The organism is Corynebacterium glutamicum ATCC 13032 (assembly GCF_000011325.1).
Lineage (GTDB): Bacteria > Actinomycetota > Actinomycetes > Mycobacteriales > Mycobacteriaceae > Corynebacterium > Corynebacterium glutamicum.
This window is the reverse complement of the sequence record NC_003450.3, coordinates 2,890,603-2,913,233: the sequence shown is the minus strand read 5'-3', so window position 1 is coordinate 2,913,233 and position 22,631 is coordinate 2,890,603. Positions and strand designations below refer to the sequence as shown.

Here is a 22,631-nt window from a genome sequence, read left to right as displayed (position 1 = left end):
GTTATTTTCCTTCCTGCTTTAAACGCTTTGTGCTTATCGACGTCTGGTTCTCACCGTTCTGCTCCACCGATTCTGTGTCTGCCCCTGGAGGCCGAATCGTCGGCATTTGGCGTGTCGATTTCTCGTTCGACCTGCGTGCGCCGACGGTTGCTGCTTCTCGACGCTGGTTGCGCGCCAAGCGTCGAGCTCGGTCGCGCGCACGCTGCTTACGCATTTCCTCATCGCGGTCGAGCTGGCCGCCCAAACTGTTGAGAATGTGCATGGTCAAACCGATGACGATCAGGTAGACACCAAGGTCAAAGAGCAGCGCGGATGCAATGTGAATCTCACCGATAAGTGGCAGTGTGAGATCCCAAATATGGGAGGTCAGCGGTGGTTCACCAAGAAGAACCATGGGCCACAGCACTGCAGTTGCAGAAACAAATAGTCCAGTTCCCAAGATACGGCCGGCGTCGATAGGCAACGCTTCTTCAAGTTCTTCACGTCCACCGGCAAGGTAGCGCAAGGCGAACGCCAAGGAGGCAACAAGGCCGCCGGCGAATCCGCCGCCCGGCGCGTTGTGTCCGGCGAAGAAGAAGTACACAGACAACATGATCATGGCAGGGAAGAGGATGCGCGTTGCCACATCAACCATCAGCGAGCGGTTCTGCGCCCTTTCGGTATCAACAGCAGCAGCCAACCAACGGCGACCAGTGGTAGCCAGGGTTGGTCTGCGAGAATCCTTGCGGAAGCTGCGGTTTCGGTAGACCAGGGAGGCGATACCGGTTGCCGCGATCACAAGGACGGAAATTTCACCGAAGGTATCAAAACCACGCAGGTCTACGAGCAGTACGTTGACGGTGTTTGCGCCATGTCCGATCTCATAGGCCAGATCCTGCATGTATACAGAGATCGGTTCAGTGGTGCGAGCATTCATGGCAAAAATGGTGACAATAACAACGGACAATCCGGTGGCGCCAGCAAGCCACGCTCGCACGCGAGACTGTTTAGGTTCTGCCTTCCACGCAACTTCTGTCGGCATTTTACGCAGCACCAGCATGAATACCACCATGACGATGGTCTCCACCAGCACCTGGGTTAGCGCCAAGTCCGGTGCGCCATGTAGCGCGAAGATAACGGCAATGCCATAACCTGTCACACCCACCAAAATCAGCGCAGACAAACGGTTATCCATGGTGGTTGCCACAATCGCAACGACGATAATGATGGCCGCGATGAAGCCCTGAATAGGGCTATCCCACAGCTCCATGCGGACATCGCTTTGTTCGCCAGTGATCAAAGCGATCAGCGGAACAATCGTGAGGACGAAGAAGATCACACCGACGTTCAGGGTCAAAGAACCACGCTGGGTGGATGCAGTCAGGCGGTGGGAGAGCACACGCAGTGCATCAAGAATGGCGTCGTAGGCGGTATCGGCACTGCCAAACGCTGCGGTGTTAGGGCGCAAACGTTCGACGGTGTCTCGCTCCCAGAAGATGATGAATCCGGAAATGATGATCACCACAGACAGCAGCAGCGGTAGATTCAGACCATGCCACAAGGCCAGTTTGGTGTGGACATCATCAAGCGATGGCGTGACGTTATCAAGATGCGTGACAATTGCTTCCGACACTGGCTTGGGGAAAACACCAAACACTACGGTCAAAATAGCCAGGATGACAGGTGCGATCCACAGCTTAAACTTCACCGGATGCATTGCCTCCACTGCAGGTGAGACACCGTTGGCCTCTGGGAATTTGGAGTGCTTCGTGGCAAAGGCTTCGTACAGGAAGTAGCAGGAATATGCCATGGTGAAGATGGAACCCAAAACGATGCCAGCCAGCATCAATCGACCTGGCATGCCATGCAACATCTGCTCATTCAACACGGTATCCAGCGCTGTTTCCTTGGCGATAAAACCAAACAGTGGCGGAATACCAGCCATGGACGCCGCCGAAACAGCAGCAACGGCGAACAGGATCGGTTGTTTACGCCACAGACCGGAGAGTTTACGAATATCACGAGTTCCGGTGGTGTGGTCAATGGCACCAACTGTCATGAACAATGTTGCCTTAAACAAGGAGTGCGCAACGGTCAGTGCAAGACCTGCCAGCAAAGCTTCGCGGGTACCAATGCCCACCACGGAAATAATGAAGCCCAACTGGGATACCGTGCCGTACGCCAGGATCAGCTTGAGATCCTTTTGGCGCAGCGCCATCCAACCACCCATGAGCATGGTCAACATGCCCAACGGGATGATGATCAGGTACCACGAACCAACTACGTTGAGGTCTGGAGAGAGGCGAGCCACAAGGTAAATACCCGCCTTCACCATCGCTGCGGAGTGCAGGTAAGCAGACACCGGCGTTGGTGCGGCCATCGCGCCGGGAAGCCAGAAGTGGGTTGGTGCGATAGCCGATTTGGATAGTGCGCCAGCCAAGATAAGGGCAGCAGCAGCGGAAATATACGGCACATCTGCCCAGGAGCTTGAGTAGGCAGGGATCTCAGAGAATCGCCACACGCCAGTTTGGGTACCCATCAAAATGATGCCCACCAGCATGGCCAATCCACCCAGGGTGGTCACCATCAAGGCTTGACCTGCAGAGCGACGTGAAGATGCGCGTTCGCCGTAATAACCAACCAGGAGGAAGGATAAAACGGAGGTGATTTCCCAGAAGACGTACATCAGCAGGATGTTGTCTGAAATGACAAGACCAAACATCGCCATGGCGAAGGCCACCAGTTCAGCACCAAAGGCACTGAGGCGACCCGCGTTGGAATCAAAATATCCCCAGCAGTACAGCAGCACTAGGGCGCCCACGCCTAAGACGATGAGTGAGAACAGCGCCGCGAGGGAATCCATACGGAAATCGATATTGAGGTGAGCCGAAGGCATCCAGGCATAGTGGAGGAGGAGTTCACCTCCATCCTTGAAAGTGCCTTTGATGAACTCCGAAAGCACCCAGAAAAAACCAATGCCAGGTACAAGCGCCAGCAGACCAAAAGCTGGTCGACCGAGAGTTCGGATCAGGATGGGGGCGACTACTGCGGCTGCAGTGAGCGCGAGAAAAAGAATGAGCACGTGTTCTCCAGTTCCCCTTTGCGCGTTGTGGATTACTCTGGAGCCACACCAAACAACAACGCCAACGTGCGTGCCACCCCCAGTTAGCAACACACATCGATTTTTTAGTAATTAAGAAACCAAGTCTGTCAACTGAGAAACACTTTTAAAGCTCAGTCGGCGTCGCACAGGGCGCGACCAATACAGGGGCAGTCTACCTGTGTCTTGACTGAGATCCCAACGGAAATCCGAATTGCACTGTATATATTGGGGGCTATTGCGCACGCTTGCCAAGTGTTGCTGCAGCTCAACAGGTTGTAGCAGGTAGGTGAGAGATTTATAGAAAATAGTAAATTCCCCGGATGCCCTCAAGGCTCCCGGGGAATGAATGTTATTGCAACCTATCCGTAGAGCAAGTGAGCTGCGGAGCTCATTGCGGAAGCAGCGGACTGCTCAGGGGTACCGCCGAAGCCCATTGCCCAGGTGCGGGAAACGTTGTTGCAGGTGTAGATGAAGGTGACGGTTGCTTCAAAGATGTCGAATTGGTGGAATTCGAGGATTTCAACGCGACGGCCGGCGTCGGCAAGCAAGTTGGTGCATGCGGAAACTGGGCCGGTTGCCATGATGTGAGCGTCGGTGGTGGTGCGCTCGCCCTGGCAGTTGTTGATCAGGGTTGCGTTGAAGTGGAACATTCCTCCGCGGCGTGCCTCGGACTCGAGGTTGCTGATGCGCAGGTTGCCGGTTGGTGCGTAGGTGTTGGTGAAGGTGCGCCATTCCATGCCGCGTGCTTCTTCGCGAAGTCCGCGGGGGAGTTGGTGTCCGAAGCGTGCACGGAAAGGATCGTCAGCGTAGATCCGTGGCTCGGACTGGATTGGCTCCATCGTGTGATTACGAGTCTGCTCGCGGCGGAACTCGATGATGGTGGAGTGACGGGTATTTTGAGTACGGGTGTAGAGAGACATTGACACGGTCCTTTGCGTCATGAAAAAGATGTTGGGCGGATCGGTCTTTTCTAGATATTGAAAAGAAGGGTGTGAAGGATCCTGTTAGGTGGAGGACCGACTCTTAAGCTTCTTGGTGTTGATTAACGACTACTTCCCTAGTGCGGGGAGCCAGTCCATCTATCCCGCAGTAGGGTACGTAGCCTTGGCTACTCGCTTAAGGTCAATGTTTTTAGTCACGATGGCTATGGTAACCGTCATCACAAAGTGAATCAAGACACTTTTTTCAGCTCATGAAAAAACCACCCCATCAGGGGGTGGTTAATTTTGTAAAGGTGGCAGTGTTAACGCCTGCTTTTGGGTCTACTTGGTGTAGTTGAGCAGGAACAATGCTTCTGCGGTGGCGATATCGCGAATCTCATTGGGGTCAACAGATTCATTAGCGGAGTGGATAACGGTGAGGGGTTCTTCCACACCGTAGAGTGCCAATTCTGCTTCTGGGTTGACCTCAATCAGTTCGGTACACAGTGGAATGGATCCGCCGCTGCCTTCGGTGACAAGATCCTTGCCCTCGTACGCAGCGCTCAGGCAGGACGCCAGGGTGGACATTGCAGGGCCGGTAATATCGGTGGAGAACGGTTGGTTAATGTCATCGATCTCCACCGTGATCTTTGCGCCCCAAGGTGTGTGATTGATCAGGTGCTGCTTCAGCTTCTCGGCCACATCGTTTGCTTCCAGGCCTGCTGGCACGCGAAGGTTTAGCTTGGCGGATGCCGTTGCGGGCACTGCGTTGAGTGCTTCTGCCACTGGGGTGGAAGTGAATCCGGTGATGGAGATTGCAGGCCTGGACCACAGCATGCTTGCTGGGTTGTCGCCGTCGCCCATGATGTCTACACCGTCGAGGATGCCGGCATCGCTGCGGAAAGTCTCTGGATCATAAGGCTCGCCCTTCCAGTTTGCGGTGGTGTTGACGCCGTCGATGACGGTGCGTCCGTGTTCATCGCGCAAAGTATCCAGAACGCGCACGAGAGCAGCAACAGCATCTGGGGCAGCGCCACCGTACTGGCCGGAGTGAACAGCGCCTTCAAGGGTGTCCACGGTGACGGTGACCTGTCCGCCACCGCGCAGGGTAGTGGTCAAGGTTGGGGTGCCCACGGAAGCGTTTCCGCTGTCTGCAATCAAGATGACATCTGCGTCGAAAAGCTCAGGCTTGTCCTTGATGAGCGCGCTGAGCGCTCCGCCTCCCATTTCCTCGGAGCCCTCGACCACGTAGGTGAGGTTGAGTGTGGTGTCGCCGCTGGCTTCGACGGCGCGCAGTGCTGCGAGGTGCATGACCAGGTTGCCCTTGCAGTCAGCGGCGCCGCGGCCGTACCAGCGGGTGCCGTGGCCAGCGTCGCGCTCGGTGAGTTCAAAAGGATTGGTGTCCCAGAGATCCAAAGGGCCGGATGGGACAACGTCGAAGTGGCTGTACAGCAGTACCTTTGGTGCACCTTCGGAGCCCTTGCGGGTGCCGATGAAGTTGGTGGTTCCATCTTCGGCAGCGAATTCGCTGACGGTGAGACCTGCGTTGGTCAGTGTTTCTTTTACCCATTCTTTCGCGCCGGCGTAGTCCTCCAGTAGGTTTGGATCGCTGTGCACGGAGTTGAAAGACACAATTTCTTTCAACTGGGTAAAGATCTGCTCGCGTTGGTTTTCGATGTTCTCTTTAAGTACTTGCGCGTTTTCGAATTGGGTCATGCCTTTCCACCTTATATACGTCGACCCGACTCGATGCAGAATGCGTGAGAAAAACCGCTATTTGTGCAGGGGTAACTAGGAGCAGCATAGAGGGGCAGCGTTGAAGTGTTCGAAAACTCTACTTCGTTTATGGATTAGGACGAGAGCGGTGTCCACCCCGTGGGTTATATTAATCAAACAGGAAAATGTCAGAGAAGAAGGCATATCTCAAGGAAACTTGGCAGCTTTAGAGTTTCGATCAATTATTCACGTGCGGAGTAGCTGATGTCACAAGGATTTACCCAACCACCCGGGGGAACGTTTGGTTCTTCCTCTGGCGGATTTTCAGGCGGGCAATCAGGTTTCGGTGGAGGCTCCCAAAACAGTGGTTTTGGTGGCTCTTCAGGCGGTTTCTCTGGGGGTTCATCGAATGGCTCGTTCGGCGGTTCAACTGGCGGGTTTACCCCGGCCGGAGCAACGTCAAACCCATCGGGCTTTTCGACGCCAAAGGTTGCAGAAAGCCCAGCGCCGGGGCGCTCATCGGGGCGAAAAAGAGCTGGTGGGCGCCTTCAATCGGCACCCACTGAATGGATTCTTCCGGGCCTAGTTTTAGGGCTGATCAGCCTGGGACTCAATGCGTGGATTACCTTCGGTGCGCCAGTGGCCACCGATAATCTTTTTCTCATCGTTGCTGGAATTGCGTGGGTGTTGGCAGGAATTTTGAGCGTGCTGTCCATCGGCAAGTACATGTCAGCAGTAAATGAGCGAAAGTCGACAGGCTTTTATACAGAAGTGCCGTGGAAGAAAGCGCTCTTTACTGCGACAGCCGTCCTATTGGTGTTTGCTGTTGTGTGGTCGGCCTTGGATATTGCCCTGTGGGTAGGAAAGCAGTCATGGTGAACACGTTGAACTCTAAAACCGTGAATGTACCCCGTTTTGCCAGAGGCGTTGTTGCTGCAGCCACAGCGCTATTTTTTGGCGCTTTGGTAAGCCTCGCGCCTAGTGCGTTGGCGCAGGAACCACCTGCAGTTGAGGCCGGAGCGTCAGGTTCTTTGAGCAACCTGGGTGCCTGCATCGCTGATAAAGGCACTCTTGATGTCATCATCATGATCGATGAGACAGAATCCTTGATCCATGAAGCTCGTGACGGCGTGGTCAACGCCAATGAACCAGGCGCGGACGCACAGCACCACCGTGTTCCTGCAGCACAGAGCTTTGTGGATGAGCTTCTAGCCAAGCAAAGCGATGGTGATCTGAACACCCGCATCCGTGTTGCTGGTTTCGGCCAGACGTACAAATCTGGTGCCACTGATCCAGACAATTACGGAGCATGGACGCAACTAGATGCCTCCACCGTTGGCGGAGTACAAGATGAAATCTCCCGCTTCGCTGACCGCACCCAGGAGCAGTACACCAACTACGCCTCCGCGATTGAGGGCGCTTACCAGGACTTCACTAGGTCCGGCTCTGAGGACGCCTGCCGCATGCTGGTGACCTTCACCGACGGCGCACTGACCGCTCAAGAAGGCGCCGATGTTGCAGAAGCAGCACTGTGCGCGCCGGGTGGCGTCACCGATCGACTGCGCAGTGCTGGCATCACCCACATCGGCATCGGTTTATCGGCACCTACCAACCCATCTGATTTCAGCCTGCTGCGCGGAACCACCGCAGGTGGCGGAACATGTGGTGTCGAACCAGCTAACGGTGCATTCTTCCCAGCAGATAACGTGGGCGGACTTTTCGCAGCATTCCGTGAAGCCCTTGCGATTGGTGGTGAAACAATTGGTGAAACCCGAGCTGGTGATCCTTTCAGCTTCACCCTGGACAACTCGGTGAACTCTGTGCGTTTCACCGCGATCGCCAAGGATGATCTCGGCCCGAACGCCCACTTGGTGCTCACCGCACCCAACGGCGAAACGGTTGAGCTCAAAGATTCTGGAAGCAGCGTCGCCAACAGCACTGACGTGAGTTGGGAAGCCGAAAGCAGCCCAGTAAAAATGGCTGATGGTTCCCTCAACCTGCAGCAAGGTGGGGATTGGAAGGGTGTCTGGCAGATTCAGTTCCAAGGAATTGATCCTGCAGCGGTTGATGGACGCGTATTCAACTCAGTGGAGATCCAGCCTGACCTCCAGCTTGTGTTCAGTGGCGGTGATTCGACGTCAGGTGCACTTAACCTTCGCGATGATCAGCAGCTGAATATGCAGCTGGTGGGCCGTGATGGTCAGCCACGCATCCTTGAGGGGTCCGCGCTGGTCGATCTTGGTTTCACCCGCGCAGATACCGGCGAGTTCGCCCCTTTGGCTCAAGGAATTGATATTTCTGGCGGCGAATTAAGCTTCCCGCTGGATACGATTTCGCAGCTCCCAGCCATCGGCACGGTGGAAGCGCGTACCACGATCACCACCGCAGGCGTCGATGATCTCCCCGGCACCACGTTGAGCCCAATTCTCAACACCACGCGCATCACCATCACTCAGCGCGATATGCCTCAGCTGCCAGCGTCGGTTCGCTTCACAGCGGATGAGGACGTTGTTACCGTAGACATCCCCATCACCGGCCCCGGCAAGGTATGGATTGCACCGGGAACCCAGCTCAGCGGAGTGCTTCCAGACGGCGTGGACGGCATTGCAGCATCAAGTACTTTCGACAGCCCAGATAATGCTTTGGTGCTCGGACTGGATGAGCAGGGCACGATTCCTGTTGAACTAACCGTGAGCGATCTTCGTGACGGACTGGTCAACGGCTCGATTCCACTCCAGATCTCCAACGCTGAGGGCGCCAATGAAACCAGCGTGGATCTGCCGACAGAAGGCACGTTGAGCGTTCCCATTAACGCCTCCACTTTCGCATTGGCATTCATTTTGGCCCTTGTGCTTTCCCTCCTGATTCCGCTGCTCATTTTGTATATTGTGCGTTTCCTCTCCGCAAAGGTTCCGTCCTCTGCGATGAGTGGCGTGCGCATTCCAGTGGAATTCTCCGGTGAAGCTCTGCGCTATGCGGGCAGCACTATGCCTGATCTCGCATCGCAAACCACCGCCACCAAGCAGGTCGTTGTTCATGGAGACACCTTCAATGTGGAAGGCCACAAACTTAAAGTCCAGCGCTTCCAGCTGAACCCGATTGCGTCTCCTGCAGTGATCGTGCAGACCGACCCGTCGATCAGCTTCGACGGCAAACAAAAGGGCACACAAGCTAAACTCCCGCTGGCGGTCCAAGGCAGTTGGTTCCTCACTGCAAGCGGCGCTGACCCTTCCAAGATGGAACTCATCGCCCTGACAAACCTGCCGCTCGAGCAGGGCCAAATCGACCGCATGATCGCAGGTATCACCAGCAAAGCCCCTGATAGGGCACGCGAACTACAAAAATTGCTTGACGACGCCGCGACCTCCCAGCCCGCAAAGGTTCCACCGCGCGCCCCAGCCGCGCAGGGCCACGTCGAAAAGCAAGCTCCTAGTTTTGGCACTGGTTCCGGTGGTGGTTTCGGCTCCAGCAATGGTGGAGGCTTTGGCTCCGGTAGCGGATCCAACGACACAAATGGTGGATTTGGTTCCAGCGGCGGCTTCGGCGCGCGATAACCTGTAACTTGCGATTAAAAACTAACTTAAGGATTTACACATGAAGAAAGTTCTCGTTGTCGGCTGTGGTGGTTCAGGTGCCAAAACGCTCGCTTATATGATGGACCAGCTCAAGACCACCCTGGCGGATAGTCTTCCCGAGCGTTACCCAAATCCAAAGGAAGCAAAACTTCCTGGTGCGTGGCAGTTCGTGTCGGTGGATGTTCCGACCTCCCCAGAAAGCCCCGGCCCGAACCTTCCGAATGTTCCAGAAGCCGGTGGACGTTATATTTCCTGTGGTTCCTCGGATCGCTATGCCACCGTTGATACTGCGGTGTCCAACCAGCTCTCCTCCAGGGGCGCGTTGGGTGGCGTTTCTTCATGGGCGCTTCGAAACCCTGATTCTGAAACCACCCCAATTAGTAAAGGTGCGGGCCAGTACCGCTCCATTGGCCGTATGTTGATCCTGAGCCGACTTCAGGAAATTCAGGCTGAATTACGTAAATCATGGGATGTGTTGTTCAGCGGTGAGACTGAACGTGAGCTCGCTGACCTTCGTTCTGCACTGTATGGCACGTCTGTTTCCAGTGGTGAAACCTCTAAAGAGCAGCCAATTATCTTCGTTGTCTCCTCCATGGCTGGTGGCGCCGGTGCTTCGATGGCTCTAGATATCTGCCGCCTGCTCACCGGTCTTGAAGGCAACGCAGTGGGTCTGAGCTCACTGTTTATGGTGACCCCGGATATCTTCTCCCAGCTTTCCCCAGACCAGGTTGCCGGAACTAACCCAAACGCGCTGGCCATGTTTGCCGAGCTCGCAGCAGCACAGATGGGTGCAGCTTCCGAAGAAGATGCCCGACTGTTTAACGCTTTGGGTGTTTCTGTTGGCGATGACTCCATCCCAGTTGGACGTATCTTCCCAGTGGGTATTCGCTCCGGTGAAAACGGCGCTCTGCTTGGTGATGGCAAGCCAGATACCGTCTACCGCGCACTCGGCCGTGGCCTTGCAGCTCTGATGGCTGATGAAGTGTCCATGGACAACTTCGAGCAATTCACCCTCGGCAACCGTGGTGGCGGAAGTGCCGATCAGAGCAAGTACGCATGGGGTGCACAGGAAGCTAAGAACATTCCGTGGGGCAGCTACGGCTACTCACAACTATCCATGGGTCGTGATCGCTACGCAGAATACGCCGCCCAGCGACTGGCACGCTCTGCCGTGGATCGTCTGCTCAAGGGACACTTTGATCCAAGCAATGATGCGGCCTCTGACCAGCAGCTTCAAAAGCGACTCGAGAACAACCGTCCATCGCTGATGGGCAACCTCAGCGACGTTTTGCCCGTCAACGCGCCGGCAGGGGACTGGATTTTCCATAGTTTCAACCAGATGATTGAAAACTGGACCCAGCGTATGAAAGCAATCATCAAGAGCCAAATTCCTGCAGCTAATGGCCAGCGCGGAAGTGAATGGCTCGGGGATGTCCAGCGTGCTTTCCAATCATCCAGCCAGATGATTGATAATGACTCCCGCCATGAGCTCTACATGGGTGTCGCCGACTGGGCCAGTGCTGATGTGTTGCAGCGCCGAGTAGTCGAGTTGCTTCGTGATGAGATCGCAAAACTGGGCGTTCCTTACGGCGTCAGCGTGATCGAATCTCTCAGCGCCACAATCCAAAACCAACTCATCGGACAGCTTTCTGATCTGGCAAACAACCGTGCACCTGAGGCTGTTCAACTAGACGATGTCAGCCGCAGTGAACTGGACAACAGCAAGGGCAGGATCGACGATTCTGACAGCTACATCCAGGAAATCGTGTCACGATCCACTGGTCAACTACACACCCGCGCAGTGCAATACATTGCGGACCACATGGCTTCGGTTCTGGACGATTTCCTCAAAAATTTCATCTACCCACTTCAGCGCACCATCCAACGTGAGCACCACTCCCTAGAAAAGGACTACCAGCTCACCAACGATGTGAACCTGGGAATCTCCCAGCTGAAAACCAACGTTCCAGCACTGTGGCCAGATGAATCTCAAACTACCGTCCCGTCACGTTTCAGTCAGGCAGCCAACGAAGTCTTCCTGACCGATGTCGCCTCCTTCCCGGAGCAGTTCCAAGCACACGTCCGCTCGTCCACCGATGACATCAACGAACAAAACGATTACTCGAGCGCCCTGCAAGAGGCCTCAACTCGAGTAGTCAGCGGTGTGTGGGAATCCAAGTCCGGCTCTGAAAAAGCACCACGCGATCTCATCCGCCTCATCGACGTATGGGTTGCCCGTGACCTGACCAGGGATCCGTCCGGTTCGGGAAGCCTCCGCGACCCTAAGCAAGCACGCTTTGAGCTGAAGATTGATACCGGCGAAGTACTCGAGCGCTCCCGCCAGTACATCCGCCGCCCTGGTTTCTCCTTCCAGCAGTTCATCGCCAGCTCACTGCGTGAATTCATCACCGCGCCGGGCTTGGCAGACCACGAGCGTCGCGCGCGCCGTCAGCAGGTGCTGAGCAAGTTCAGTGAGGCAATGACCTACGCGCTTCCATTGGCTCAGATCAACCCTCAACTGGTTCGTGCGCTTTACGGCGATGAAGTCCGCTACAACTTCAACTTCTCTCGCATCCCATTTGCCGGCGATGAGCTTGGATCCAGCCTGGAACAGGCAGTTCGTGATTACCCGAACCACCGACCAGCAGATATTTCCAAGCCACTGGGCAAGGCTTTGGTCTCCCAAGGTGAAGAGCGTTCCATTGATATCTTCGGCTCTTACCCCAACTACGCGCCGATCGTGTTTGACTCCCTGCTGCCTCCAATCGAGAAGCAGTGGCGTCAGATCACCGGCGATCGCACGGAATTCTGGCATGGCCGCCGTACTCGTCCTTTGACTGCTGCACTTCCAATGACAGACCTAGAGCGCAACGCCATGGTCAAGGGTTGGTACATCGGTCGTCTGGTCGGACGAGTATTCTTCCCCGCAACTCTAGACACTGCGGATACCACTCCAGTGCAGATCTACGATGAGAAGTCTGATTCGTGGATCAACTTCTCCACCCCAATGCTCACCCCAGTGTCCCGTTTCCGTGGAAGCCTCGATTGGCTGCCAAACCTTCTGGAATCAGCATCATTGGCATGGGCACGGGCAGGCGAGCGTCCTGTCTTTGAATCCGTCGAGCCTTACATCCAGCTCCGCCAACTGTGGGATGATGCTGCGAGCCCATCCTTGCCAGGACGCACCACCCGCGGTGAGAAGCTGCTGCACGATTGGCTTTTCGACGGCAACCGCATGGCTGGAAACGTCCTCCAGATCCCAGGAACCGAAGCTGGTGTCACCCCAGCTGCACGTTTTGAGGCTGCGAAGAACTTCCTGCAGCGCCAGAACGAGATCTCGCAAAATTACGTCCCAAGCGACAAGCTTCGCCAAGGCCGTCTGTTCACCACCGCTGATCGTCCATTTGGCGACGTCAAGGATCGTGAACTAGCAGCACAGATTCCAGTGTTTGCTGACCTTGCAGCCGATGTTTTTGATGGCACCCAAGAAATCATCGACATCCTGGAAAAGTGCTTGGCTGCAGGTCCACCATCAGCACAGGTCTTTGACATGAACGTAGCTCGCCGCGACGTTTCTTCAGGACCTTCTCTACCTGGTGAGGGTGAGTTCTAAATGTCCGCCGCCTATTCGCAGGACACCATTTTGACGGTGTTTCTGGGGAGGGGTCTGACCGCTGAAGGGATCCGACAGACCCTAGAAGACTTCGCAGAAACCGGCCTAGTCCGCAACCTGGTGTGGATTGATGCCGATAGTTTCCACGAGTCTTCATCTGAAGTCACCCACTTGGCAACCAACCAAGACGGTCTTCCGGAGCTTCAGCGACGACCTTTCAATGAGTTGGTGTCCCGGTCACGAACCACCAAGCTTCACATCGGTGTCATCAACGTCATTGATGGCAGCGAAGGCATGCTTCATGCAGAAGAACTCAACCCATTGGTTGGGATCATCGACAGTGTCTGTTCACACCACCAAATTCACCGATCCAACGTGATGATCGGTGCGGTGGCTGCCACACTTGATGAGGAACTTCCAATTCTTCGTGGTTATGTGAACCTGATGCTGGCACCTGAAGATAGCCACAGCCCAGGCACCGCAACAGTGACCTACCGTCATGGTTTCAGCGATCACCGTTTCACCCTGCACTGCGTGGCTAATATCGCCAGCTTGTACGGACTGTGGGAAGGCAGCACATCCACACCAATCGAACAGCTCGTACCTGCGAAAGGTTCCAGCTTTCGTTTGGTGAGGTCTTTTTACAGGCGAATTGACGGCCAAGCAGTTCAGGCTCGTCTCAAGGAGAAGATTCTCAGCACCGCGGAAAACCCGCTTCCTCGCTTGGACATTCCAGGTAAGGAGCGCACTGCGCAGTACGCAGAAAATCCGGATACCTTCGCCCAAAAAGCAGCTCAGGAAATTCTTGATGAGTTCAGAACTCCACTGATCGGTGAAGAAGCTGCAGCTCATGTTGAGAAAACGAAGACGATTTCTGGAAGTGCGGTAGTTAAGCAGTTCTTCAGCGTCTGGATCAAGAAGATGGTGACTACACCGAACCGCTTCTTTGCTGAGTTTTCTGCTGAATCAAAGACCTTCGCAGAAGATGCACTTCAAGCAAGTGTCTACGGCAATTCCGGTTCGGGTACTCGCGTGGGTGATCGTGTCACTGCGTCTGCTTTGAGTGGAAACAAAAACCAGAGGGCAGTGCAGTCTGAGGACCTCAAAATCAGATATGCCGCTGATCTTCAAGAACTGTGGCAAGCATATGCCAACACCGCAATGAGCCTTCTTGATGCTCAGCCTCGCGCAATTGCTTACGGTGAAAACGGGATGAGAACCCCGTCGGTCGTTCACACTGGACAATCCCAACGAGTGGTTGTTGCACGACGAAGCGCTGACGTTATCCCAGGCCCAGAAACTAACTATGGCGATGGGCTGCCCGTTGAGGTCAAAGTGGCTGTCGATGTCGAAGAAGTGCCCCCGTACGACCTGGAAGGCGTCGCTGAGTTTGAGCGTCGATTAGCAAAAGAAAGCGACCGCGGGCAGCGCGGAATGGGCCAGGTTATTGGCGAATTCAAGCGCTGGCAAGACCAAAACTCGAAGAGTTTTGCCTACTTCGTGGGATCTGGGCTGCAAAATCTCCAACGGGAGATGGAATCTCAGGAAAAGCGGTGGAATCAAGAAATTAATCGCCTGTCCCAACAAGGAAAATCCTTCGATGGAACAGGTTTAGGATCCCGAGTTTTCCGCTGGTTGGGTTGGGTATCGTTCTGGTCCGCGGCCATCTTTGGCGTGTGGTGGGCTGCAGAATACTACTTGGCTGAAACTCCAATGGACATCAGTCGCTGGGCTGTAAGTTTCGCTGCGACAGACACCGCTTTCAAGTGGAAATTCTTCGGAATTTGGTTTGGTATCTGGCTGATTTGTTGGATTGCGCAATGCATTTTTGAGACTCGCGATGAAATTCGATTTACTCACCTGCGTAAAGACCTAGTCACCGAGCTTGATGCTGCGAAGAAGAACCTGAAGATTTCGCAGCAGGCACAGCTCCGCATTCAAGTGGGCTACCAACAGTTCCTGTCTGTATCCAAGATTATGGGTGCACTGCTGGAACGACCTTTCGGCAACATTGAACGAGCCCGCAGGGAATCACCGATCCCCATTAACTCGATGCCAGATTCAGTCATTTTCGCCGAGGCTATTCCTGATTCAGATGCCGTGGAGAAACTGACCAGACAATTCCGCCGAGACCTATACCAGCAGGGATGGGTGAGCGAACGGGTAATGGCTGCGCTGAACTCCGCATCAGATGCCTTGGCAGCGGAGTCTGGAAACAGCGTCAATGAACGCACCCTTTTTGGCAGCACCGGCGAAGGCTCCTACGGTGATCTAGCCAGATTGTCGGATTTCGTGACCGGCGAAAAATTCCGCCAAACAGATCGCAGCGTGCAGATCTGGGATGACATCACCCTGCAACTCTCGCAGGAAAGCCATGAAGTTCGATCCGGTATTTTGAATTCACTCCAGATCTATCGCGGTGGCGAAAAGGTCGACGCACCATACCAACAACCACTAAAAGACCTGGTAACTGTTGGTTTCTTCAACGGCGAAATCGCCAGCGAAAAAGGTCGCGTGAAAGGCATCCTCAGCCTGGATCCTTCCCTGTGCATGTACCAGCCACAAGAAAACGAATCAGATGCCATCGGAATCAGCGAAGTGCTGCTCCAAATCAGTGAACCCGCCGAAGACGCTGACATCTCATTTGTCCGACCTCAACAAACAACCTTTGATCCAACCTTGTTCGACAGAATGCCCACCAATGAAGACTTCCGCTCAGAGAATCCCGCTGAATCGCCGTTCCTTGACCGCGGAAACCAATCTCACAAGCGGCCAGAACTACCAGGTACGGGAGAGTTTTAATGGCTAGCGAATACCAAATTCTCAGTGCGTTTAAAACCTGGCGCGACATTGCCCGCATAAAATTCAACGAAGATCAGCTCCCCACCGACGAGGAACTACTCGCCACCGCTAAGGACCCTGACCAGCTCAAACCTGGCGGCGACTACCCAGCTCTTCTCGTGTGGGCGACAGCCCTTCGACGAGTCCTGGGATACGTCCAAGTAGGCACCCTTCACGTCATTGAGCAGGGCACCGACGCAGCGATGTTCACCCCTGACCTTGATTTTGATAAGCACTTTGAACCTGAAGATGCTTCCGTGGACGCGCTCGAAGACACACCCGTTGACGCAGAGTTCTACGACGATGAGCCAGCTGATTATCACTACGCGGAAGTGATTGATGAGCCTGAGTATGAACCGGAACTGGAATCGGAGCCTGTGCATGCTGTTCCAGGGCCAGCACAGGTGCCTGAGCAGGTATTTGAGCAGGTAGTAGCGCCAGAACCAGTGCTGGATCCAGAGCCTGAGCTAGTGCCTGAGCAGGAATTTACTCCGGAATTTACGCCGGAACCAGAGCCGGCTCCTGAGCCTGTGGCTGAACCTGAGCCTATGGCTGAACCTGCACCAGAGCTGGTTCGCAAGCCAGCGCACCAAGCTGAACCAAGCGTTGCTGAAATCCCTGAAACCCCTGAACCTGATCCAACCCCTGCACCACGTCGACGACGCCAAAACACCGGATCACATCGTTCGGCAAGTGCTGAAGCTCAATCAATTGATCGTGATATCCGCAATTGGCAGGACTATGAGTTCGCACGACTTGATGGCTTTGCAGAGGTCAAGCAGGCTCACGGTGGTTTCCTCCGGATTACAGCAAACCTCACGGGTGGGTTGGATCTGGAGTGGGATGCGCCGGAGTCTTATATCAATGCATCTCGGGTTTTCCGCATTGTTAGTGATGAGATGGCGTTTGAGCAGGATCCTGATTTAGCGGAGCACCGAGTGAGCACTGTGGGCACCCATTGGGTGGATCAGGAGCCTTTGACCACTGCTTATCGCATGTATCAGGTGTGGATGTACGAGGGTGTTACGGAGTCCTCGGCAGTGAATTCCCAACCGCAATTGGTGGGGGAATCAGTGTTTATCAACCCAGTTTCCAACATTGAGTTGTCGGTGGCAGGTTCTGAGGTGAAGGGGCAGTGGGCTCCTGCTGAACACACCCACCGAGTTGCTGTCTACGCAGCTCCGAGCAATGAACGCCTGGTCACGGCGTCTCGAAATGAGATCGCCGCTGATAAAAACAACTTCCAGGGATTCCGTTTCCATCCGCAGCACCGCGGCCGGGAGTACAAGTTTGTCGCGCGCCGTTTTGCGGAAATCCACGGAAAGCTGGTCGGCTCGGCGCCGTCAGAGGAGTTCGTCATCGACGTCCCAGCTGAGGTCGTCGAGGTGCCAATTTCGATCGAAGAGCGTTTCGACGGATTCAGCACGAGTTTTGACGTGACGTGGGATGCTCCTCACTCTGGTGAAGTCTGGATTTACCGAACTCAGGAAGCACCAGAAAGCGACCTGCAGTTCAACGCGATTGAAACAGACCAACTGGAAAGCTTTGGCCTGGCGCGAAGAGATTGGGCCAATGACCTGGAGGACACCAAGACCTCCTGCAATGTGGTGTGGCCTGAAGATTGGTATTCGATCTTCCTCACCCCAGTCAATGTTGTGGGCAACCAAGCTCAAGTTGGACAAACCTATTCACGAGTTCGGGTGGGAGAGATTAGCCGTCCGAAGCTGTACGAGCGGGTGAATAACCAATTGCTCACTTTTGGTTGGCCTGAAGAAGCACACGAAGTCACTGCTGTTTTTGGCGAGCCCGGTTCAGGTCATTCAGTAGGACCAACTGCCGATGCCCCAGGTTCTAGTCTTGTCTCCATCCATAGGGAAGCCTACGAGGAGGAAGGTGGCATGCGGGTGAAACTGCCTGGTGCCGGCGATGTTGCGCTGTTTGCCTCCCGAGTTTATGAAGGACGCCAGATTTGGGGACAGCCTGAGATCCTCAAGTACCGAGGTCTAGACAAATTCAGTTACAAACTGCATTTGATGAATAACCGTTTGTTCCTTTCTATTTACAGCGAGCGACCAAACAATCAGTTCAACCAGTTCTCTTTGAGGATTCACCCGTCCCGTCTCCCGCTTGAACCAGAAGATGGTCAAGAAGTGATGACTCGAAAGATCATCAATGATGGGGGAGGGCAGCAGTATGCTGATCTTCTAGCTGGCATTAGTTCCTCATCTTTACGATCTGAGCAAGAACCGGAAGTTGAATACTGGGAGATCGATCCTAAGATTGCTAGCCTTCCACCAACTAGCTATCTTCGCCTATTCATCCACCAAGAAGAGTCCGATGACGTTCATGTGAAAGCTCTAATCGATCCCGCTCCCTCCTTGCTGAATCTGGGAACGTGGATTGGTGGAAGCAGGTGAGTTGCCCGTGGCCTTGAGATGGACTCATGTCACCTACGCGTCCTTTAGAGGAACTGCAGGTAGGGGTGGGTGGAAGGTGGGAACTTGGTCTGCTCAGGCCACTAAAGAAGACCTCCAATTTATCGCGGAGGTTGCGCCCACTCATATTGAAACGGTGACCCCTTTTGATGATTTCATCTCATCAGAAGATATCGATGCGTTGCCGAGGAGGTTTGAGTACCGTCCTTTGGCAGGCCGATCGTTGATCATGCAGTCTGTTCCTGCAGGTAAAGATGCCACTGGACGTCCAGGGAATGTGTTCACCCATGCAGTATTTGATGGGGATCTAGAAAGCCCACTGGAGTCTGTTTATCCCATTTCCCTGTACCGTTCACCTGATTTGCTGACCCCTTTTCGTGCAGCCGCGGTCAACGCTGCCGAGCTCCCTTTGGATGCAGGCGAGCCGAGAATTGGCCCCATCACTGATCTGTCCTTGTCGTGGATGATGATCGACAGCATGTTTGGCGATCGCAGACAGCAGTTCTACCAGCTTCAAGATGCTCTCCAAGCTGGAGATAAAGCTACTGTTTTGGTTCTGAACAGCACTAACGAGGCAGCATATTGGCTTCAAGCGTTGTCTTCTACATTGACTCCGAATGAAGCCCGGCGTCTGTTGCACTTCTCAACCTTTGAGCGTGCTGCTACCTTGCCAGCTCCAGATAAATCAATGGAGGCTCGTTCTCTGTTTGTGGTCCCAGGAATTGATCGTGAATTGTTGGCGGAGCATTCAGGGATTGTGATTATCGATCCGGAGATTCCACAGAGCCAACCTTTCGGCCCGCAGGGATCCTGGTCCCGAATGACAGAAGGGCTCTTCTCCGACGGTTTTGATGCTGATGAACTTGTCGCAGGGCTGATTCGTGCCAACGAGAACCTGGATAATAGCCAAAAGGAACTCGCTCAATTTGGAGACGGTTTAGCGCGATTTATCCGGAATGGCCGTTTTTCCGGCACGCACCCGCTTCGCGTACTTGCTGATCAGCATATGTTTGGAAAGGTGCCAGACAAGCCAGCACCTAAGGTGGAGCCTGTCGCTCCGGCACCAAACCCCAATGCAATTTGGGCGCGTGCATCTGAGGTAGTTCACAATCCTCGGAGAGCATCAGAATCACAAGATTGGCCAAGTCTGAGGCGATTGCCGGATAGTCGGCGCAGGATCATCAATATGTCAGAGCAGGCGATCAACAGCATTGAGAAGCTTCATGATTCGCCGGCACAGGATCTTGTTGCCTATTTGGATTTCCTTTTGAAAACTGAGCTTGCGACAAGCATTAATGCTTCGGATCCCTTTTTTCGGAGTAGTTTTTCAGACTTTCCAGCGATGGACAACTGGCGACACATTAAGTTCACCGAGGATGCGCACCCTCGCTTGAGGGAACTACTCGTGGACGCAGAACGCGATGCTAGGAACAGAGCACCTGCGGCAATCGTCTTGGACCATATCGTTCCGAACTTCAGCAGAGATCGGTCTTTGCCAGACATCGAAGACTGGACGAGAAGCGATGAAGCTCAGCAGATCTTTGCAGGAATCATTGCGGGTGCGTCTGTTCAAACTGGTAGAAGCCACTTCATGTGGGATCTTTTGCGGGCGTATTTTGGAGTCGCTTTGATCGGCGACGAAGATACCTACAGGGCTTTTACTACTCTCACGGTCGATTCTGTTCTTAGTTTCGTGCAGTTAACTCTTCAAGAGGGCAGAACGGAAGACATTAGACGATTCGAGAAATATGGTGAGCAGATTGCCCGAGAGGATTTGCCGTCGATTCTCACCAATGCTCGAGCAGTACAGCAATATCTCGGCTATATCGACCAAGATATCATCAATAAGAAAGTGTCCCGGTCTAGGGATGTTAACCAGATTTTTACTGAGATGGCGCGCGCTATCATCAGAGCAATTAGCCGGAATAATATTGGAAAGGACATGCGGTCATGAACGTGATTCGACTGGATTCCAACCAGACCTATGACGTACCACGCGAGGGATTTTCTGCACGTCTGGAATTTGATCTCAGCGAGGACTTAGGATTCCGGGTAGAGGTTCCTTCCACAGAAACCAACCGACGTGGCAATACGTGGTGGATTCGTAATCCTCAAGGAAATACCGAGGTCACGGTGTTTCCTGATGGCGATCGGGGAGAATTCCCTTCGGGAACCAAGCTGTATGTAACTGTGGTGATTCAGGAGGCTGGGCGCCAAGAAACTACGCTGCAGCTTCCAACGTATCCTATCGGTGGTTTACGCTCCATCCCGATTCTTAACGTTTTCCCAAGCCAGGGCATCATTCGCATGCAGGCTGGCGATGTGAGCAATGACAGTTCTTTGGACTCTGAGGCTTCGGCAGTTCGATCAGCGTTGGGACGCACCATTGATAAGGACGGCTCAGCTGATATTGCTCGAGCTAATGTCACCGTGTTGGTCGATAAGACGGCGTCGATGAAAGCAAGCACCAGCCGCGAGACCTTTGATCTCATGTGTTCTTTCGCCACTGGTGTTTTATCAGTAGTGAGCCAGGGACGCTCCATCCATGTGATGACCAGTAGCGCTACGGATCCAAAAGTGCGTGTCGCTAATCCGGAGGAGATCAGCAAGCTTTCGGAAAAGTACGCGCCGGTGAGGGAAGTGGGGTGGAATTCGGATTTGCACCAGATTTCCCCAGACGATGCGCTGGTGGTGATCTCTGATGACATTCCTGCCGAGATCTTAAAACTCTCCAACAACCTGCATGTTTTGAGTTCTCGGAAACCTTTGGTGGAACATGGAACCAGCACCACCTATTTCGATCCAGTGCTGATTAACGCTATTAAAAATCATGATCAGCGTCTTCTCGCTGGACCTGTCCACCAAATGTTTAACGCGTTGACTTCGGTTGCACGACGAGAGGATCCAACGACATGACCGCTCCTGATGTTTACCCACCCTCCACTGGTCTGCTCCCCACACGGTGTCCTTTCACTTTCCAAGTGCTGCCGGATCCAGAAGCGACCTCATCACCTTTTGTTGATGCGACGGTCCAGGATGCGACCCTGCCAGACGGGTGGCAAAATTCCGGAACTCTGACTTTCGCAATGGCAGGTGACAGGTCATCGGGCAAGAGTATGTACATTGCGGTGATCGTGAAGCTGCTGCGCAAACTGGTCGTTGCCAACGGTGGATCATTTTTATACGCCGATGAGCACACCCGCCGGATTTACCAGGAAAAATACGAGAAGCCACTGTTTGAACAGATGGGATTGCTTCCGCCTACTCCGCCAGCATCGGCTCCTGATGCACATCAGCAGCGTCCATTGATCTTTGATATTTCAACCTCGAATCATCCAGAGCAGCGACTCTTTTTAGTCTTTAGGGATGTGGCAGGCGAAGATCTGCAGGAAGAGAATTTTTCGGCTCGTGAAGACGAACTAGCGTTTTTCCAAAACGCGGACCGCATTCTTTTTCTGTTTGATCCCATGTCTGTTCCACGAATCCGACAGATGTTGGAAGGTTCAGTCCCCACTCATGAGGTGGACACTGATGGGCCGATGGTTGTCTTAAGAAACGTGCTCCGAGTGTTGGGACCGGATTATCGCCCCAAGATTTCCCTGTGCATGTCTAAGTTCGACACCATGCAGCAGCTAGCTGAAGTGAACCAAGATCACCTGCACTATGCAGGAGCAAACATGGTGAATTGGCAGCGCGTGATGAGCAACTTTGGTGCAACTTTCCGCAGGGACAGTGCTCCGCTTGATGGTGCATATGATCGCGTTGCTGGCGAGATTTTGGATCTGGAAATTCGAAGCATGCTGCAGTGCTTGGATGCGACGCATTTGCTGAACCAGTTCAATCAGCCCCTAGCTGGTGAAGAGGCTTATCCGTTCCAGTGCTTCGCGGTGTCTCCTCTGGGTGCAAGTCCTGAAGGTGATCGGATTAATCGAAGCGGTATCGCACCGTTTCGTTGCCTGGATCCGTTGAGAGAGTTGTTCTCGGAAATTGGGATTCTAGAGGGGCTGGAGACGTCGAAAAGCAATATCCCGCCTGCCCAACCTGCCCCGACCAGCCAGCCTGAAGCCCAAGAGGCCCCGGTTGAAGAACCTAAAAAACGTGGATTCCTGAGGTGGTTTAAATGAGTTTTCAGCATGCCGAAGGCGTGAGGCTTGATGCGGTTCGCGCAGAGGAAGAATATGAGGCGCAGCGACAGGCCAAGCGAAAGGCGCGGAATCGTTCTGCGATGTTGTGGATCGGCACTGGCATTGCGGCAGCCGTAATTATTGTGCTCGTGATGGTTTTTATCTGGTCACGTATCTGATTAGGGCATTTGAAGCTATAAAATCTTGCACTCACACCCCTTGAGTGCTAGAAAAGTAGTTAGCACTCAACTAATCAGAGTGCCAATATTGATCATCAACTGCTTGGTGGGTGAGGTTGGTCCACACTCACTAACCGTGCCGTCGC

The 22,631-nt window shown here is 54.0% G+C and carries 12 protein-coding genes; 9 read left to right on the top strand and 3 right to left on the bottom strand.

From position 1 onward, the window contains the following. Window position 1: 1 nt before the first annotated feature. The 3 genes from CGL_RS13605 to CGL_RS13595 form a co-directional block, all read right to left on the bottom strand. Entirely contained in the window at window positions 2-3,061 is a 3,060-nt protein-coding gene (locus tag CGL_RS13605) for a Na+/H+ antiporter subunit A (protein ID WP_011015337.1), read from the bottom strand. Window positions 3,062-3,441: 380 nt separating this feature from the next. Next, on the bottom strand, window positions 3,442-4,002 hold the full coding sequence (locus CGL_RS13600) for a hypothetical protein (protein ID WP_003862907.1): 561 nt from the start codon (window positions 4,000-4,002) through the stop codon (window positions 3,442-3,444). 342 nt (window positions 4,003-4,344) lie between these two features. After that, window positions 4,345-5,718: a dipeptidase gene (locus CGL_RS13595; protein WP_011015336.1), complete on the bottom strand. Its 1,374-nt coding sequence runs from the start codon at window positions 5,716-5,718 to the stop codon at window positions 4,345-4,347. A 264-nt stretch (window positions 5,719-5,982) separates the two neighbouring features. On the opposite strand from CGL_RS13595, the gene CGL_RS13590 reads away from it, so the two are divergent. Genes CGL_RS13590 through CGL_RS13550 form a run of 9 tightly spaced genes read left to right on the top strand, consistent with a single transcriptional unit; the run spans window position 5,983 to window position 22,485 of the window. Continuing rightward, on the top strand, window positions 5,983-6,597 hold the full coding sequence (locus CGL_RS13590) for a hypothetical protein (protein WP_011015335.1): 615 nt from the start codon (window positions 5,983-5,985) through the stop codon (window positions 6,595-6,597). Then, entirely contained in the window at window positions 6,591-9,272 is a 2,682-nt protein-coding gene (locus tag CGL_RS13585; RefSeq protein WP_011015334.1) for a vWA domain-containing protein, read from the top strand. The genes CGL_RS13590 and CGL_RS13585 overlap by 7 nt, the downstream gene beginning before the upstream one ends. Before the next feature lie 40 nt (window positions 9,273-9,312). After that, a complete protein-coding gene (locus tag CGL_RS13580) occupies window positions 9,313-12,906 on the top strand; it encodes a tubulin-like doman-containing protein (RefSeq protein ID WP_011015333.1) in 3,594 nt (1,197 codons plus the stop codon). Continuing rightward, the gene (locus CGL_RS13575) at window positions 12,907-15,708 is read left to right on the top strand and encodes a hypothetical protein (protein ID WP_011015332.1); all 2,802 of its coding nucleotides are present in this window, start codon (window positions 12,907-12,909) and stop codon (window positions 15,706-15,708) included. Beyond that, window positions 15,708-18,164: a hypothetical protein gene (locus CGL_RS13570; RefSeq protein ID WP_011015331.1), complete on the top strand. Its 2,457-nt coding sequence runs from the start codon at window positions 15,708-15,710 to the stop codon at window positions 18,162-18,164. The genes CGL_RS13575 and CGL_RS13570 overlap by 1 nt, the downstream gene beginning before the upstream one ends. Next, a complete protein-coding gene (locus CGL_RS13565) occupies window positions 18,151-20,136 on the top strand; it encodes a hypothetical protein (RefSeq protein WP_041625578.1) in 1,986 nt (661 codons plus the stop codon). The genes CGL_RS13570 and CGL_RS13565 overlap by 14 nt, the downstream gene beginning before the upstream one ends. Beyond that, complete coding sequence (locus CGL_RS13560) at window positions 20,133-21,098, top strand: hypothetical protein (protein WP_003853745.1); 966 nt, start codon at window positions 20,133-20,135, stop codon at window positions 21,096-21,098. The genes CGL_RS13565 and CGL_RS13560 overlap by 4 nt, the downstream gene beginning before the upstream one ends. After that, window positions 21,095-22,306 carry a TRAFAC clade GTPase domain-containing protein gene (locus tag CGL_RS13555; protein ID WP_011015329.1) on the top strand — a complete coding sequence of 404 codons (1,212 nt, stop codon included), beginning with the start codon at window positions 21,095-21,097 and terminating at the stop codon, window positions 22,304-22,306. The genes CGL_RS13560 and CGL_RS13555 overlap by 4 nt, the downstream gene beginning before the upstream one ends. Next, on the top strand, window positions 22,303-22,485 hold the full coding sequence (locus CGL_RS13550) for a hypothetical protein (protein ID WP_011015328.1): 183 nt from the start codon (window positions 22,303-22,305) through the stop codon (window positions 22,483-22,485). Before CGL_RS13555 ends, CGL_RS13550 begins: the two co-directional genes overlap by 4 nt. Window positions 22,486-22,631: the final 146 nt, after the last annotated feature.

Bases quoted from the DNA above. Each gene is read 5' to 3' on its own strand.
- CGL_RS13570 (WP_011015331.1), top strand. From the start codon at position 15,708: ATGGCTAGCGAATACCAAATTCTCAGTGCGTTTAAAACCTGGCGCGAC.
- CGL_RS13550 (WP_011015328.1), top strand. From the start codon at position 22,303: ATGAGTTTTCAGCATGCCGAAGGCGTGAGGCTTGATGCGGTTCGCGCA.
- CGL_RS13580 (WP_011015333.1), top strand. From the start codon at position 9,313: ATGAAGAAAGTTCTCGTTGTCGGCTGTGGTGGTTCAGGTGCCAAAACG.
- CGL_RS13575 (WP_011015332.1), top strand. From the start codon at position 12,907: ATGTCCGCCGCCTATTCGCAGGACACCATTTTGACGGTGTTTCTGGGG.
- CGL_RS13590 (WP_011015335.1), top strand. From the start codon at position 5,983: ATGTCACAAGGATTTACCCAACCACCCGGGGGAACGTTTGGTTCTTCC.
- CGL_RS13560 (WP_003853745.1), top strand. From the start codon at position 20,133: ATGAACGTGATTCGACTGGATTCCAACCAGACCTATGACGTACCACGC.
- CGL_RS13600 (WP_003862907.1), bottom strand. From the start codon at position 4,002: ATGTCTCTCTACACCCGTACTCAAAATACCCGTCACTCCACCATCATC.
- CGL_RS13585 (WP_011015334.1), top strand. From the start codon at position 6,591: ATGGTGAACACGTTGAACTCTAAAACCGTGAATGTACCCCGTTTTGCC.
- CGL_RS13555 (WP_011015329.1), top strand. From the start codon at position 21,095: ATGACCGCTCCTGATGTTTACCCACCCTCCACTGGTCTGCTCCCCACA.
- CGL_RS13595 (WP_011015336.1), bottom strand. From the start codon at position 5,718: ATGACCCAATTCGAAAACGCGCAAGTACTTAAAGAGAACATCGAAAAC.